We start from the raw sequence: 15450 nt of genomic DNA, 5'->3' as shown, positions 1-15450 counted from the left end.
TCAGAATGCCACGCTGGGCGCTGGTACTTGGCTGCGCTTGGAACTGTAAGCATGGACTTCCTGAACCAAAGCGATCACATTCTCGACCGGCGTCTCTGGCAGTATTCCATGACCTAAATTGAAGACGTGTCCCACACGTCCCGCGGCACGGTCAAGCACGTCGCGAGCCTGGCGTCGCACCTCTGCCTCTGATGCAAATAGCGCCGCTGGATCGAGGTTTCCCTGGACGGCGAAGTTATCGCCCAGCATTTCGAAGGCGTCGTTGATTGGGATGCGCCAGTCGACGCCAATGACCTCCGCGCGTGTCTGCTTTATCGAAGGCAGTAAAGTGGCAGTATCGGTTCCAAAGTAGATAATCGGCACTCCAGTCGCTTTCAACTCAGCAACCAGTGCCTTGGTGGGCGGCAACACGAAGCGAACGTAATCTGCAGGGGACAGGCATCCCACCCAGCTATCGAAAACCTGCAAGGCGTCGGCTCCCGCATTCACTTGTTCGGCTGCGTATTGGACGAGTACACGGGAGATGCGTCGCATCAGCTCGTCCCAGGCCTCGGGATCGCCATACATCAGGCGTTTGGTCTCTACGTAGTTACGTGATCCTCGGCCTTCGATCATGTAGCTCGCCAGCGTGAAAGGAGCGCCACAAAAGCCAATCACCGGAAGACGTGTGCCGAAGTGTCGAGCCACCAACCTCACCGACTCAGCGACATAGCCCAATTCTTCGGCACGATCGGTCTTCAGCTGGGCGATTCCATTCGCGTCGCGCAGGGGATGGTGAATCCTGGGACCGTCGCGTTCCGCGAATTCAAACTCCAGTCCCATAACCTCAAGCGGCAGCAGCAGATCGGCGAAGATGATGGCGGCATCCACTCCAAGCCGCTCGGCAGCAGTGATGGTTACTTCAGCAGCAAGTTCTGAATTCTTGCAAATCTCCAGAAGTGTGTGCTGCCTGCGGACTTTTCGGTACTCGGGCATGTATCGTCCCGCCTGGCGCATAAGCCAGACGGGCGTCGCGTCTACCGCCTGCCTGCGACAGGCGCGAACAAAACGTGAATCGGGGGCCGACATGAGCTTGAGGTTATCACGTGAAAAGCGGCTCTCAGAAATCCCGGGAGGTAACGCTGAGAGGTAAAATAAGGGGTAGCTACCTCCTATGAAACATAAGTCAGTGCTCAGTATTTTGACGACTCTTCTCTTCGCTGGTTCGCTCACTGCCGACACCGTAATCGAGGAGATCATCGCGCGCGTTAACAGCTCTATCATCACGCGGTCCGAATTGGCCAAGAGCCGCGACGAACTCCAGCAGGAGCTGAAGCAACAGAACCTTCCGCCCACCGATCCTCGCGCCAAAGAGAAAGAAAAGGACGTGCTCCGCGACTTGATCGACCAGCAACTGTTGCTGGCTAAAGGCAAGGATCTGGGTATTACCGGCGACACTGAACTGGTGAAGCGCTTAGACGATCTGCGCAAGCAGCTCAAGCTGGAAAGCATGGAAGATCTCGAAAAGGAGGCACAGAAGCAGGGTGTCTCTTTTGAGGACTTCAAAGGGGGAATCCGTAACCAGATTGTGACTCAGCAGGTGATCAGCCACGAGGTTGCGCCACGGATCCAGATCACCCAAAAAGACGTTGAAGACTACTACAACGCTCATAAGGCTGAGCTGGAACAACCAGAGTCCGTCGATCTTGCTGAAATTCTTGTGTCGACCGGCTCCGAGAACATAAACGTAGATCCCAACGCGCCACCACCGCCAGAAGAGCCCGCCAAGATCACAACTGCGGAAGAGAAAGCAAAGCAACTGCTGGCGAGCATAAGAGGCGGCGCTAAGTTCGAAGATGTGGCCAAGAAGTCTTCCGAAGGACCGACTGCAGATTCGGGCGGAGAGTTAGGTCAATTCAAGCGCGGAACACTCGCGAAGGAGTTGGAGGACCTCACATTCAAGATGAAGCCCGGCGATGTCTCAGATGTGATCCGCACAAAGCAGGGATTCGTGATTCTGAAGGTGAACGAACACACACAGGCGGGAATTGCGCCGCTGAAGCAGGTTGAGAGTCGCATCCAGGAGGCGATTTACTACCAAAAGTTGCAGCCAGCTTTGCGGACATACCTTACGAAGCTTCGTGAAGAGGCTTACATAGATATCAAACCTGGTTTCACGGACACGGGTGCCAGTCCGAACCAGACGAAGCCGATTTACACCACGGCTTCCGCCTCCGACACAAGCCAGGCGAAGAAAGCAAAGAAGAAAAAGAAGCTCGGGATATTGTGAGCACGCGATAAGCAATAGGCAAATCCAAAGCGTCCTCAAGGCAAGTTTAGGCCCGTTGCCTATTGCTAGTTGCCTATTGCGGTTTCTGAAGTAGAATCGCTTCGTCGGGTAACCGAATTCATGAAGCAGTTCTTCGTCAAAGACGCAGCCAGCCAGGAAAACCAGGTCATCACCTCATCGTTCCTCGTTTCATCCAAGCAAATTAAGCCTAAGAAGAGCGGAGAGATTTATTTGGCGCTCACTCTTTGCGACCGCTCCGGCCAAATTGACGCCAAAATGTGGGACAACGTCAATGATGCGGTCGACAAATTCGAACAGGACGACTTCGTAAAGGTTCGCGGCCTAATTAACAAGTATTCAAGCCGCTATCAGCTAACGATTCACAAGTTGCGGAGAATGGAAGACGCGGAGATCGAATACTCCGATTATCTCCCCAAGACAAAAAAGGACGTTGATGAACTCTGGCGCAATCTCGGCGCGTACGCAGCGAGCTTCAGCAACGAACATTTGAGATTGCTGCTCGAGGCCTTTATGGGCGATCCGCAGATCGCCGAAGCGTATCGCCAGGCACCGGCTGCGAAGTCACTGCATCATGCTTTCATTGGGGGACTGCTCGAGCATGTCGTATCTCTAGTGAAATTGTGTGACAGCGTAGCGCCTCTCTATCCGCAAATTAACCGCGACCTGCTGCTCACAGGTGCATTTCTTCACGACATCGGGAAGATCTACGAACTGAACTACCAGCGCTCATTCTCGTATACGACCAGGGGCCAACTCTTGGGGCACATGATTATTGAACTCGAGATGCTGCACGAGAAGATCGCTCTCGTTCCCGGATTCCCGGCCGAACTGAAAGTACTTATTGAGCACCTCATCATCAGTCATCACGGCAAGTACGAATTTGGTTCGCCTAAGCTGCCCATGTTTCCCGAGGCTCTGATGCTGCATTATCTCGACGACCTGGATTCAAAAATGGAAAGCATGCGCGCTCATTTCGAGCGCGATTCCGATGCCGAATGGAGCGGGTATAACAGTTCTCTCGGACGCACACTGCTGAACTCGGAAAGGATTCTGGCCAAGCTCGCGGCGTCCGGCCAGCCTGAGGGGACAACCGTTGAGCCAGAAGTCAATGAACTGAAGGTCGCAGCAGGCGAGCCGTAGCCAAGCCAAGCCGCTATGGAGCATTCGTGGGTTGTTCGGGTTGCGTCACTTGTCGACGCGCGTTGCACTTCGCCACTTGGCATGCAACCAAATAAGGATGCCGATTGCGCTTACCTCGAGTGGCCCCGACTTGAGATACACGGCAGTGAAACCTTGCGCGATGTCGTGCGCAACGTAAGTGCCGTAATAAACGGCCCAACCTACGCCGGCGGCGGCGAAGATTGAGCCGAGGTTCGCTTCTGTCCTGGGGCTCATAAAGCTCTAAAAAGCCTTTTGAAGGTTGCAGCCATACTACCCCAGTTATTTCCATGCCACGTATAATTTGCTCTTTTCTCTGTTGATGCTCCGACCACAACTCAAGGAATTCCAAGATCTCGCGCGGACCGCCACTCTGGTTCCCGTCGTCAAGACGGTGATGGCAGATCTGCTGACTCCGGTTTCCGCTTTCCTCGGCATTTCTACAGGAGAGCAGGAGGCGTTTCTGTTGGAGTCAGTTGAGGGTGGAGAGAGGATTGGACGCTACACGTTTCTCGGGGTTCGTCCCTATATGGTCCTCGAGAGCCGCAATGAACAGATCACGATTCGAAGGGGACGAACTGTCGAACGCAGCAAAGGAAAACTGTTCGATGTTCTGGCGCGGCTGCTGCGCGAACATCAGCCCGCGGCATTGCCTGACCTACCCCCATTCAATTGCGGAGCCGTCGGATTCATCGCCTACGATGCCGTGCGCCAGCTCGAGAAACTTCCTGAAAAGGCGCGTGACGATCTCAAGGCTCCCGATTCCTTCCTGATGTTCTTCGATCGCGTACTCGCGTTCGATCACCTGCGCAAGCAGATTCACATCATCGCCGTCGCAAACGTTCGCGACGAACAGCCAAAACAAGCATACGAACGCGCGGTGAAGGACATCGCAGGCCTGGAGCGCAAGCTCGCGCGCGGAGCTTCTCCACCCAGAGTCCGTCCGCGTAAAGAGGGCTATAAGCTGAAAGAAACCACCGGACGCAGTGCGTTCCTCAAGAGCATCTTGAAGGCTAAGGAATACATTGGCGCAGGAGATGCTTTTCAGATCGTCCTCTCTCAGCGCATGGAACTTGAACCCGGTGTGCCTGCGTTCGAGATCTATCGCGCACTGCGCATGATTAACCCCTCACCGTATCTGTACTTTCTGCAGACACGCAATTTTCAAGTACTGGGGTCCTCTCCCGAGATGCTTGTGCGCGTGAGCGGCCGGAAGCTGGAGTACCGTCCCATAGCGGGAACACGTCCGCGCAGTGCTGACCCGGAAGAAGATCGCCGCTGGGAGCAGGAGCTGCGTGAAGACGAAAAGGAGCGCGCCGAGCACGTGATGCTTGTGGATCTTGGACGCAATGATCTGGGGCGTGTCAGCGAGTATGGCTCGGTGCAGGTAAAGGACTTCATGTTTGTCGAGCGCTATTCACACGTGATGCACCTGGTCTCGGCGATCGAGAGCAAGTTGCGCCCAGAATTTCATGCCATTGACGCCTTTGCTGCGGCATTTCCAGCGGGCACGCTCAGTGGAGCTCCCAAGGTACGGGCGATGGAGATCATCGAAGAACTTGAGCCCGTCCGCCGTGGAATCTACGGCGGTGCTATTTTGTATGCCGATTTCGCCGGCAATCTGGATTCGTGCATTGCCATCCGCACCATGTTTGTCCAAGGGCGGCGCGCTTACGTACAAGCGGGCGCCGGAATCGTAGCCGACTCAGTTCCCGAAACGGAATACCAGGAATGCCTCAACAAAGCCAAAGCTCTGCTGCGAGCAGTCGGGATGGCGAGGAATTACGAATAGCTTCTGAGCTGCTAAGCTTCTGAGCTGCTAAGCTTTGGAGCTGCTAAGCTTTGGAAAACTAGAATCATAAGCTTGGGAAGAATTGCTCAGAAGCTTAGGAGCTAGCCGCTTACAAGTTGATCATGATCTTCGTGCTCGACAACTACGATTCCTTCACCTTCAATCTCGTCCAGTACATTGGGGAGACAGGAGAAGACGTGCAGGTCCGCCGGAACGACCAAGTCACCCTGGACGAGATCCAGCAGATGGCTCCACGCAAGATCGTGCTTTCACCTGGACCGTGCACTCCTAACGAAGCCGGTATCTCCCTCGAGCTAATTCGCCATTTCGCCGGCAAGATTCCAATCCTCGGCGTGTGCCTTGGACATCAGGCCATCGGCGCCGCGTTTGGCGGAGTGGTCATTCGCTCGGATCGCATCATGCATGGCAAGACCAGCATGGTAGAGCATGACGGCCGTACCATCTTCCGCGGAGTCAATTCGCCCATGGTCGCCAATCGTTATCACTCCCTGATCGTGGAGGAAAAAAGCCTGCCGAAGGAGCTCGAGATTTCCGCGCGCAGCGAGGAAAACGGCAAGACCGTGATCATGGGACTACGTCATCGAGAACTTCCCGTAGAAGGCGTGCAGTTTCATCCTGAGAGCGTGCTCACGCCAGACGGCGCCAAGCTGATCCGAAACTTCCTGCAGTAGTTCATCTCAATGGACCTTCACCAACTGCCCGCTAGTCGAATGGTGGAGCTGGTCCGCTCCCGTCAGATCTCGCCGGTGGACGTCGTGAACGCGCACTTGGCTCGAATCGAGCGCCTCAATCCAAAACTGAACGCTTTCATTGAACTGCGAGCCGACCAGGCTCTCATGGAAGCTCAAACGGCCGAGAAAGCCGCGCACCGCGGAGACGTTCTTGGTCCGCTACACGGGATTCCTGTCAGCATCAAGAGCTCGATTGCTGTCGAGGGATTGAAGTTTGAGTGCGGAAGTCGCACTCGTGCCGGACTCATTGCTAAGAAAGATGCAGTGCTCGTTCAACGGCTGAAGAGAGCCGGAGCAATTGTTCTCGGCAACACCAATGTCCCCGAGATGCTCATGGCATATCACACGGAGAACCCCCTATATGGACGCACAAATAGTCCTTGGGCGCCTGAGCGCACTCCCGGCGGCTCAAGCGGAGGGGAGGCTGCGGCTGTCGCTGCGGGCTTGTGTGCTGCCGGCATTGGAAGCGACGGAGGCGGCTCGATTCGCGTCCCGGCACACTTCAGCGGCATCTGCGGATTGAAGCCCACTCCTGGGCGGATTCCTATTACGGGACACTGGCCCGAGAGTGCCGGCCCTTTTGCTCTTCTCGGAGTCGTGGGGCCGATGGCGCGCTCGGTGGAAGATCTGGATCTCCTGTTTCGCGTCCTTGCCGGATTCGACTCGGGCGATCCGATGGCTGCGCCGATTCCGCTGCACGACGTTTCCGACGAGGAATTGAAGAAAATTACAATCGGTTACTTCGAAGAGCACATTTCGGCGCCCGTCACCGGTGAAACGCGCGCTGCCGTCAGAACAGCGGTATCGGTCTTGAAAGATTCCGGGCTGCACGTTGAGCACTTCGAGCCCGACGTTCTTGATGAAGCTCGCGGGCACTGGTGGAAACTTTTCGTACGGCTCGCTGCCGAGATGCTCGCGCCCGAGTTCAAAGGACGCGAGTGCGAGACCAGCGCAATTCTCACCTACTCCGATCGGCCACCCACGAAAGAGGAACTGCTTGCGGCATGGTTCGGGCGCGATCAGCTTCGGCTGCGCCTCATGCAACAGATGGCACAAGTGCCGGTCCTGATCTGCCCGGTGTGCTCAATACCTGCCTTCCGCCACGGTGAACGCGAATGGTCTGTAAACGGAAAACAGGTCTCCTACATGGACGCCATGAGCTACACCCAGTGGTTCAACCTGCTCGGCAACCCTGGCGTCGTCATTCCCGTCGGCACATCTCCAGAAGGACTGCCCCTTGGCGTTCAAATCGTGGGCCAGCAGAACGCGGAAGAGTTAATCCTGAAGGTGGCGCGAGTCCTGGAGCAAGCGCTCGGCTCGGCGCGCCAGGCGCCGATGATGCTCGAAGACAATGTAGCTGCGGGGCTGAGTTAGACCGGGAAAACGAGACCGAAATGGCTCAGGCCAGAAACGAAAACCCGGCCAAGGGCGGCCGGATCCAGGTGAATCTCGTCTTTAGGTTCTTGCTTATTGCTTCTTTTTCTCCCACGGGCGTACCGGACGGACTGCCTTGGCCTCGTCGCGGTTTTCCACGCGGTCATACATATAGCGATCACTCACAGTCCCCAGGCCTTCGTTGTAGAGGCTGATGGAGCCAGTAGCTTCCTTCAGCTCTTCGGAGAAGTTGTGGATCGCCTTTAGATGGTCAGCCGTGGCGGGGATTTCCTTCTTTGTGGTCTTCAGGAACTTCTGATAGCCTTTGTCCACTAAGCGGGCGATCTCGCTGCCGACCAGGTATCCCGGTTTGGCAAAGAGACGGATACCGCCGTCTTCATCCCGCTGGATTGCAGCAGAGACGTTGTATTTCTTGAGGAAGACACGATTTGAAACGCCAGGCGCTTCCAGAACATCGAATTGGTGGTCGCGTAACCAGCCGAGTGCCTGGTCGTATGTCACAGCTTCAACTTTGTCTGCCATCGATCTCGCTATGTCTTCCAGCCCCCGCTCGCCTCTGTCCTGCGAGCTACGGAAGCTCAGGATTCCGGCTGCTGTGCTGTAGATAGCCAAGCCTGCCGGTTTGTTGCCCCGCTCCCTACGTCATCATTAGACTTTTTAGGAACGGTAAGGGTGCTACTTTCGCACACGACTGAGGAACTGAGCAAATTACGTGAGTGTGATTACGTCCCATATAGGGCCAAGAATGGCGAGCCAAGTGCTTGGAAACACACAACTTGAGCGCATTGGCAATACTCCGCTCGTTCGTCTGGGAAGAATTGCCGAGAGCGTGCCCGGCGTCCAGATCCTCGGGAAAGGGGAGTGGGCGAACCCCGGCGGCTCAGTGAAGGACCGTCCGGCGCTCAATATCGTGCGCGAAGCCGAGCGTAACGGACAGCTTTCCGGCCGCACGCTGCTCGATGCTACGAGCGGGAATACCGGCATCGCCTACGCCATGATCGGCGCCGCACGCGGCTTCCCGGTGAAGCTCTGCATGCCGTCCAATGTCTCGCTGGAGCGGAAGCGCATCCTGAAAGCCTATGGAGCGGAGATCGTCTTTACCGATCCGAACGACGGCTCCGACGGTGCGATTCGAAAGGCCCAGGAACTTGCGGCCGGCGATCCCGGCAAGTATTTCTACGCCGACCAGTACTCGAACGATGCCAACTGGCGCGCCCACTATCACACCACCGCCAACGAAATCTGGAACCAGACTGAGGGACGCGTCACCCATTTTGTCGCCACAATGGGAACTAGTGGAACGTTCGTCGGCTGCACGCGACGACTGCGAGAGCTGAATCCGCAGATCCAGTGCATCTCCCTGCAGCCGGATTCGCCATTCCACGGGCTCGAAGGACTGAAGCACATGGCGACGGCGATCGTGCCGAAGATCTACGATCCGTCGTTGGCCGATGAAGATCACGGCATTTCAACCGAAGCTGCCTACGCAATGCTGAAACGGCTGGCGCGCGAAGAGGGATTACTGGTCGGAATCTCGTCGGGAGCTGCGGTGGTTGGTGCATTGGAGCTGGCGCAGCGGCTGGACAAGACTGGATGGATCGAGAAGAACGGCGAGGCAGTGATTGTGACGGTTCTGTGCGATTCGGCAGATAAGTACTTGAGTGAGAGATTGTGGGAGGAATGAGTTCTGGTCTTGTTGTCATTCCGAACGCCTGAAGTTGGCGGAGGAATCCCTATAGTCGGCAGAAATGTATCGATAGGGATTCCTCACCGCAAAGAGCGCGGTTCGGAATGACAATGCTGCGCTACGACAATGCTCAAGATTTCCCAATTCGAATACGACGCCATCCGCCAACACGGGGAAGAGACATACCCGCACGAGTGCTGTGGTGTGCTGCTGGCGAGTTCGGATGGCGAGACTCGCAATGTAACAAAAACGGTCCGATGTGGGAACACGCGTTCTGACTCGCCACATAACCGCTATCACATCGCGCCACAGGAGCTAGTGCGGATTCAGCGGCAGGCGCGCGAAGCAGGGTTGGAGATCGTAGGCTTCTATCACTCGCATCCCGACCATCCCGCACGCTGGTCGCAAACCGATTTAGCAGAAGCGCATTGGATCGGCTGCTCGTACGTGATCACCAGTGTCGAACGCGGCCAGGCAAAGATCACAAATTCGTTCGAGCTGGCGGGAGAGACGGAAGAAAACAAGCACTTCGAAGATGAAGCAGTAAACGTCGTGGTCGAAACAGCCGCGATCGCAAATGAATCGAGGCGATGAGCTGGCACATCAACTCATTTCTGGGAATTTCTGATTTCTGAGTAACCGCGGAGGGCACAGAGGATTGAGAAAACAATCTGTTTTCCTCTGTGTTCTCTGTGTCCTCTGTGGTGAAGAGAATTTAGGCGAAACACTAATTCGAACTATGAAGATATTTATCCCAACTCCATTACGCCAATATGCAGGCAAGCAGGATGCCGTCGAGGTCCACGCGTCCACGGTTGGCGACGCGCTCTCGAAGCTCACGAGCACGCATCCCGATTTGAAACGGCATCTTTATACCGACGACGGCAAACTGCGAGCCTTTGTAAACCTGTATTTGAACGACGAAGACGTGCGCTATCTCTCCGACAAAGAGAACACACGAGTGAAAGACGGCGACCATCTTTCGATCATCCCTTCGATCGCCGGGGGTGTCGAACCCGCCGGGGAACTCGTGAGGTTACTTCACCCGATCACCCGATGGCCCGATCACCCGATCTTCGAAGACGCTCGTAACGGCAGAAATTAGGACCCATGGCCACATCAACTCTCGTATCCAACGCGTTAAGCAAAGACGAAATCCTGCGCTACTCGCGACATCTGATCATGCCCGAAGTCGGCATGGAAGGTCAGCAGAAGCTTAAGGCAGCCAGTGTGCTCTGCATCGGCACGGGCGGACTCGGTTCGCCGCTGGCCCTGTATCTCGCTGCCGCAGGAGTGGGCACGCTCGGTTTGGTTGATTTCGACATCGTCGACTTCACCAACCTGCAGCGGCAAATCATTCACACCACCGCCGACGTGGGACGCTCGAAGCTCGATTCCGCCACCGACAAGATCGAAGCGATGAACCCGTTCGTCGAAGTGCGTCGCTTTGACACTCGGCTGAGCAGCGACAACGCGATGCGAATCTTCCGCGATTTCGACATCATTGTCGATGGCACCGACAACTTCCCAACGCGCTACCTGGTGAACGATGCCTGCGTGCTGAGCGGCAAACTGAATGTCTATGGCTCGATCTTCCGTTTCGAAGGTCAGGCCAGCGTCTTCGGGGCCAAAGACGGTCCGTGCTATCGGTGCTTGTATCCTGAACCGCCACCGCCAGGACTCGTACCTTCATGCGCAGAGGGCGGAGTGCTTGGCATTCTCCCCGGACTAGTCGGACTTATCCAGGCAACCGAGACGATCAAGCTGATTCTTGGCGCCGGCGATCCACTGATTGGACGTCTGCTCCTCGTCGACGCGCTGGGGATGAAGTTCCGCGAACTTAAGCTGCGCAAGAATCCAGACTGCCCGGTATGCGGCCCGAATCGGACCATTACGGAACTGATCGATTACCAGGAGTTTTGCGGCATTCGCGGTGAGGAAGCTCCCGTAAGCACGACGGCGCCGGAGATTCAGCCCGAGGAACTCAAACGGCGCCTCGATGCCGGCGAGGATATTTACATCCTCGATGTTCGCGAGCCGCATGAGTATCAGATCTGCAACCTCAACGGACATCTGATCCCGCTCGGCGACTTACCGAAGCGCATGAATGAACTGGATTCGAGTCGTGAGATCGTCGCGCACTGCCGCTCCGGCGTGCGCAGCGGCAAAGCCGTCGACTTCCTCCGCCAGGCAGGGTTCCGCAAGGTGAAGAACCTTGCAGGCGGAATCCTGGCGTGGGCAGACAAAGTAGATCCGCGGATGCCGAAGTATTGAATCCCGGAGCGCCCGGGCGCCCCGGGATGAAGATAAATTCCAAACCCTAATGAAATAAAATCCATTCACATGTCTAGCCGAGCAACTTCCCTCGCTATACGCCGACAGCCGGTCCACGAGAGCCGCTTCCCCGGCTTCCCTCCAGAGGCAATCACGTTTCTTCGTGGGCTGGAGCGCCACAACAAACGCGAATGGTTTCAACCGCGCAAGCATATTTATGAAGAGCACGTTCGTGGTCCCCTTGAGACCCTGGTAAACGCGATCAACGGCGAACTCGCCGAGTTCGCGCCGCGCTATGTAACTCCGGTGAAGAAGGCCGTGTTCCGCATTTATCGCGATACGCGCTTTTCCAAGGACAAGCGTCCGTACAAGACACACGTTGCGGCCACTTTCTATCTTCAGAATCTCGATAAGGCTGCCGGCCCATGTTTCTACTTCCATTTCACTGCCAAGGAGCTTCTCGTGTTCGCGGGCGTCTGGATGCCGGAGCGCGACGAACTTCTTGCCATCCGCAATCTACTGGCCGAGCGTCATGAGGAGTTTCGCGCGATTCTCAGCGGCAAGGCGCTTCGAAACGCAATGGGAGAGCTTAAGGGCGAGCAACTCTTACGCGTGCCTAAGGGATTCGCGAAGGATCATCCTGCTGAAGATCTGATTCGCAGGAAGCAGTGGTTCCTGGAGAACACTCTCGACGGCGATGTGACCACTTCAGGACGAATGCTGCCAGAGATCATCAACCGCTTCCGCGCTGCAACTCCAATGCTGGAATTCCTCATTCAGCCTTTTGTGCAGGAACGCAAGCCAAAGAAGCTGCCGTTCATGGCGTTCTGAATTCCCAAGGCGCTTTTTCACCACGGAGACACGGAGACACGGAAAAACAGAGCTAACCACAAAGGACACGAAGGATCACGAAGGTATGGCGGTTTTATTCCTTCGTGCTCCTTCGTGTCCTTCGTGGTTTCTCTCTGGTTAGAGGATGGTAGGCTAAGGGTTTTTCGTTCAAACTCAGCTACTTGAGAGCCCCATAAAAAAGGCAGAGCTGGATTCGTTGCTAGGGAGTAGAATGGCCAGCCAACAAAGAACAGCAAGCCTGTTAATGCTGACAGTTCAATAGTTTGCGCCGAGGATTCACAATATTTTTTTCGAGCCAGCCTTTTGGGCGACCTCTGCTTCTAAGAAGAACAAGGACCGTTATGTTTTCGCCGATTCTATCCCCGGAGACTTGGATCGCCACTCTGCTCTCAGGCATCTCGCATGCTGGTACGGCGATTACGGTGGGTGTCGTCATCGCGTGCTCGTTCCTCGCCCTACGCTGCAAAGGACGCTGCTGCGAAGACGAAATCTTCCGCTCGCACGTGATGTAGTCGTTCGGCTTCCTCGCTACATTCAGCCAGAACTCCTCTTGTCACTTTGCCGTCCGCCTGCCTCCCTGTAGCTTTTGATTCTTATGAGCGACGCAAATGCCCGCCGCGTGCTCGCCCTGGTGCGCGTTGCCGTGGGCGTGATGTTCCTGTTCTTCGCCGAATACAAAATCGTTGGCTCCGAATTTGTCCACGGAGGCTTTCAGAAGTACGTCAGCACATACGTCGATCAACACCAGGCGTTGAGTTTGGTGCGGCCGATGCTCACGGGCTGGGTTTTGCCTCATCCGTACTTGTGGGCTCGCATTGTGGCCTGGAGCGAATTGCTCATCGGCATCTCGCTTGTGCTTGGATGGTTTGTGCGCTTGAGCTCGCTGGGAGGGCTTGTGTTCATGCTGACAATGGCCGCGGCGAGCTGGTATGAGCCTGGTCATGGAGCTCCTATGTGGCGCTACTTGGGAGCACATCTCGATAACATCCCCTTGGCGATGCTTTTCCTGATCTTCCTTGTCTTCAATGCGGGAAAAACGTGGGGAGTGGACGGCGGCATTAAGCTGCCTGGAAGGTAGGCCCGAGAGGCGAACACGAAGGTCACGAAGGAACACCTAAGGTCACGGAGAACGTCTTCGTGACCTCATCTTTTTCCTTAGTGACCTTCGTGTTCGTCTCGTCCTTTTACGCGCTCTCAATCACCGCCGACACTTCTTCCCACTCCTTCATCAACGATTCCAAATCGGAGCGCCTGATCTCTAATAAGTCCGTGACTCTTGCGGTCTCCTGTGCGCTCACAAAGCTCTGGAGCGCTTGCTCGCATTCGGCGATTCCGGCTTCGAGCTTTGTGATCTCCTCTTCGATCTCGCGCACGCGCTCCTTCATTTGCCGCAGTTTTATCGGATTGACCCGCCGCTGCCTGGGTTCGGTCTCGGAAGAATCCTGGTTTGTCGGAGTGCCATTCTTCGAAATAGTGGGCTGATCGGAGAGGATCAGCGGGACCTCAGGAGTGGGAGTGCTTGCGCCAGCCTGATTGCCGGCAGTGCCGCCCTGCTTGCGCCAGAGATAGTCCTCGTAATTGCCCGGGAAAATCTCCACTTTGCCGCCGCCTACTTCGAAGACACGGGTAGCAAGCTTGTCGATGAAATAACGGTCGTGCGAGACGAAGACCACCGTTCCGCTGAACTCTTGCAAAGAGTTCAACAGCACATCTTTGGCGCGAAGATCCAGGTGATTCGTCGGCTCGTCGAGCAACAGGAAATTCGAGGGATGCAGCAACATGCGTGCGAGCGCATAGCGATTGCGTTCCCCGCCGGAGAGCACGCCGAGCGGCTTGAAGACGTCGTCATCGGAGAAGAGAAAGCATCCGAGCAGGCTGCGGAGTTCAGTCATCGTCGAACGCGGAGCAACTTCTTCGAGATCGTCGAGCATTCTTCGCTCAGGATTCAGGACCTTGTATTGATCCTGCGCGAAGTAGTCTGGTTCTGCGTTGTGCCCCAGCGCGTATTCGCCCGCTGAGAGCGGTTCGCTGCCGCTCAGGATGCGGATCAACGTCGATTTGCCCGCGCCATTTGCACCCACGAGAGCGATCCGATCGCCACGCTCGATCATGAAACTCACATCGTGGAAGACCTCTTTTGTCTCATAGCTCTTTGCTACGCTTTTAAACTCGGCGACGGTGCGTCCGCTCGGCTTCGGCTTCGGGAAATGGAAGTGGATCGTCTTCTCTTCCGGAGGAATCTCGATGCGCTCCATGCGTTCGAGTTCCTTGATGCGGCTTTGAACCTGCTTTGCTTTCGTCGCCTGATAGCGAAAGCGATTGATGAAGGCTTCGAGCTGCTCGATCTTTTCCCGCTGATTGCGATACGCAGACTCGAGCTGCGTCTTGCGCTCTTCCCGCTGCGCCAGGTACTTCTCGTAATTCCCACTGTAAAACTGCACACGCTTGTTCCAGATCTCGACCGTCTTCTTTACCGTGACGTCGAGGAAGTACCGGTCGTGCGAGATGAGCACGAAGGCGTGCGGATACGCGGCGAGGTAGTCCTCGAGCCAGTTTCGCGTCTCCAGATCGAGATGGTTTGTAGGCTCGTCGAGCAGCAACAAATTGGGCTTCTGTAATAAGAGTTTGGCTAGCGCAATCCGCATCTGCCAACCGCCTGAGAACTCCTCGGTCGCGCGCTGCCAGTCTTCTTTACGGAAGCCTAGACCGGTTAGTACCGCGCCGACCTGAGCGTCCAGGGCATATCCATCGTGCGCGCGAAATTGGGATTCGAGACTGTGGAATCGATCGGCAACCTCCAGATACTCAGCGCTCTCGTGATCCAACTCAGATATGCGGACAGTGAGCTGCTCGAGTTCCTGTTCCATCGCGCGAATCTCATCGAACACCGACATGCATTCGGCAAAGACGGTTCGCCCGCTGAGCGACAAACCATCCTGCGGCAGGTAGCCGGCGCTGATTCCTTTCGTGCGAACGATGTTGCCGTAATCGAGGGACTCGATTCCCGCGAGTACTTTCAGCAAAGTGGATTTGCCAGTCCCATTCGCGCCGACGACGCCGACACGGTCGTTGGGCGTGATCAGCCAATCGAGGTCCTCAAACAGGAGTTTGTGGCCGAAGCGCTTCCCGGAAGAGGAGAGCTGGATCATGGGACTACTTCAATTTTCGCAGAAGCTGGAAAGGCGAACACGAGGGTCACAAAGGCGACTAAAGAGGTCACGAAGAAAGAGGAGTTAATTTCGCAATTCTT

At 55.9% G+C, this 15450-nt stretch carries 16 protein-coding genes; 12 read left to right on the top strand and 4 right to left on the bottom strand.

Annotation, left to right across the window (positions count from 1 at the left end; genetic code table 11):
- On the bottom strand, positions 1-1068 hold the full coding sequence (hemE, locus tag VNX88_07230) for a uroporphyrinogen decarboxylase (GenBank protein HWY68441.1): 1068 nt from the start codon (positions 1066-1068) through the stop codon (positions 1-3).
- Between the two features lie 85 nt (positions 1069-1153).
- Here hemE and VNX88_07225 point away from each other — a divergent pair, with 85 nt between their 5' ends.
- Complete coding sequence (locus tag VNX88_07225) at positions 1154-2269, top strand: peptidylprolyl isomerase (GenBank protein ID HWY68440.1); 1116 nt, start codon at positions 1154-1156, stop codon at positions 2267-2269.
- Between the two features lie 120 nt (positions 2270-2389).
- Positions 2390-3430 carry an OB-fold nucleic acid binding domain-containing protein gene (locus VNX88_07220; GenBank protein HWY68439.1) on the top strand — a complete coding sequence of 347 codons (1041 nt, stop codon included), beginning with the start codon at positions 2390-2392 and terminating at the stop codon, positions 3428-3430.
- A gap of 45 nt (positions 3431-3475) precedes the next feature.
- On the opposite strand, the gene VNX88_07215 is transcribed toward VNX88_07220, so the two are convergent.
- Positions 3476-3685 carry a hypothetical protein gene (locus tag VNX88_07215; protein HWY68438.1) on the bottom strand — a complete coding sequence of 70 codons (210 nt, stop codon included), beginning with the start codon at positions 3683-3685 and terminating at the stop codon, positions 3476-3478.
- A gap of 85 nt (positions 3686-3770) precedes the next feature.
- Here VNX88_07215 and trpE point away from each other — a divergent pair, with 85 nt between their 5' ends.
- The 3 genes from trpE (at position 3771) to VNX88_07200 (ending at position 7366) form a co-directional block, all read left to right on the top strand.
- A complete protein-coding gene (trpE, locus tag VNX88_07210) occupies positions 3771-5240 on the top strand; it encodes an anthranilate synthase component I (protein ID HWY68437.1) in 1470 nt (489 codons plus the stop codon).
- Positions 5241-5362: 122 nt separating this feature from the next.
- On the top strand, positions 5363-5932 hold the full coding sequence (locus tag VNX88_07205) for an aminodeoxychorismate/anthranilate synthase component II (GenBank protein ID HWY68436.1): 570 nt from the start codon (positions 5363-5365) through the stop codon (positions 5930-5932).
- 9 nt (positions 5933-5941) lie between these two features.
- Positions 5942-7366, top strand: a complete 1425-nt coding sequence (locus tag VNX88_07200; protein HWY68435.1) for an amidase — start codon at positions 5942-5944, stop codon at positions 7364-7366.
- 93 nt (positions 7367-7459) lie between these two features.
- Here the strand turns inward: VNX88_07200 and VNX88_07195 are convergent, their stop codons facing one another.
- Positions 7460-7909: a hypothetical protein gene (locus VNX88_07195; protein HWY68434.1), complete on the bottom strand. Its 450-nt coding sequence runs from the start codon at positions 7907-7909 to the stop codon at positions 7460-7462.
- A 223-nt stretch (positions 7910-8132) separates the two neighbouring features.
- On the opposite strand from VNX88_07195, the gene VNX88_07190 reads away from it, so the two are divergent.
- The 7 genes from VNX88_07190 to VNX88_07160 all read left to right on the top strand — a co-directional run bounded on the left by VNX88_07190 (position 8133) and on the right by VNX88_07160 (position 13278).
- Positions 8133-9071, top strand: a complete 939-nt coding sequence (locus VNX88_07190; protein ID HWY68433.1) for a PLP-dependent cysteine synthase family protein — start codon at positions 8133-8135, stop codon at positions 9069-9071.
- A 129-nt stretch (positions 9072-9200) separates the two neighbouring features.
- Positions 9201-9668, top strand: a complete 468-nt coding sequence (locus VNX88_07185; protein HWY68432.1) for a M67 family metallopeptidase — start codon at positions 9201-9203, stop codon at positions 9666-9668.
- 145 nt (positions 9669-9813) lie between these two features.
- A complete protein-coding gene (locus VNX88_07180) occupies positions 9814-10179 on the top strand; it encodes a ubiquitin-like small modifier protein 1 (protein ID HWY68431.1) in 366 nt (121 codons plus the stop codon).
- Positions 10180-10184: 5 nt separating this feature from the next.
- The gene (gene moeB / locus VNX88_07175; GenBank protein HWY68430.1) at positions 10185-11348 is read left to right on the top strand and encodes a molybdopterin-synthase adenylyltransferase MoeB; all 1164 of its coding nucleotides are present in this window, start codon (positions 10185-10187) and stop codon (positions 11346-11348) included.
- A 69-nt stretch (positions 11349-11417) separates the two neighbouring features.
- Positions 11418-12179, top strand: a complete 762-nt coding sequence (locus VNX88_07170; GenBank protein HWY68429.1) for a DUF2461 domain-containing protein — start codon at positions 11418-11420, stop codon at positions 12177-12179.
- A gap of 362 nt (positions 12180-12541) precedes the next feature.
- Complete coding sequence (locus tag VNX88_07165; protein ID HWY68428.1) at positions 12542-12712, top strand: hypothetical protein; 171 nt, start codon at positions 12542-12544, stop codon at positions 12710-12712.
- 83 nt (positions 12713-12795) lie between these two features.
- Positions 12796-13278, top strand: a complete 483-nt coding sequence (locus VNX88_07160) for a DoxX family protein (GenBank protein ID HWY68427.1) — start codon at positions 12796-12798, stop codon at positions 13276-13278.
- A 106-nt stretch (positions 13279-13384) separates the two neighbouring features.
- Here the strand turns inward: VNX88_07160 and VNX88_07155 are convergent, their stop codons facing one another.
- Entirely contained in the window at positions 13385-15349 is a 1965-nt protein-coding gene (locus tag VNX88_07155) for an ABC-F family ATP-binding cassette domain-containing protein (GenBank protein HWY68426.1), read from the bottom strand.
- Between the last annotated feature and the right edge of the window lie 101 nt (positions 15350-15450).

It is taken from the genome of Terriglobales bacterium, assembly GCA_035567895.1.
Taxonomy (GTDB): Bacteria; Acidobacteriota; Terriglobia; order Terriglobales; family Acidobacteriaceae; genus Gp1-AA112.
This window is presented reverse-complemented; position numbering and strand designations above follow the sequence as displayed.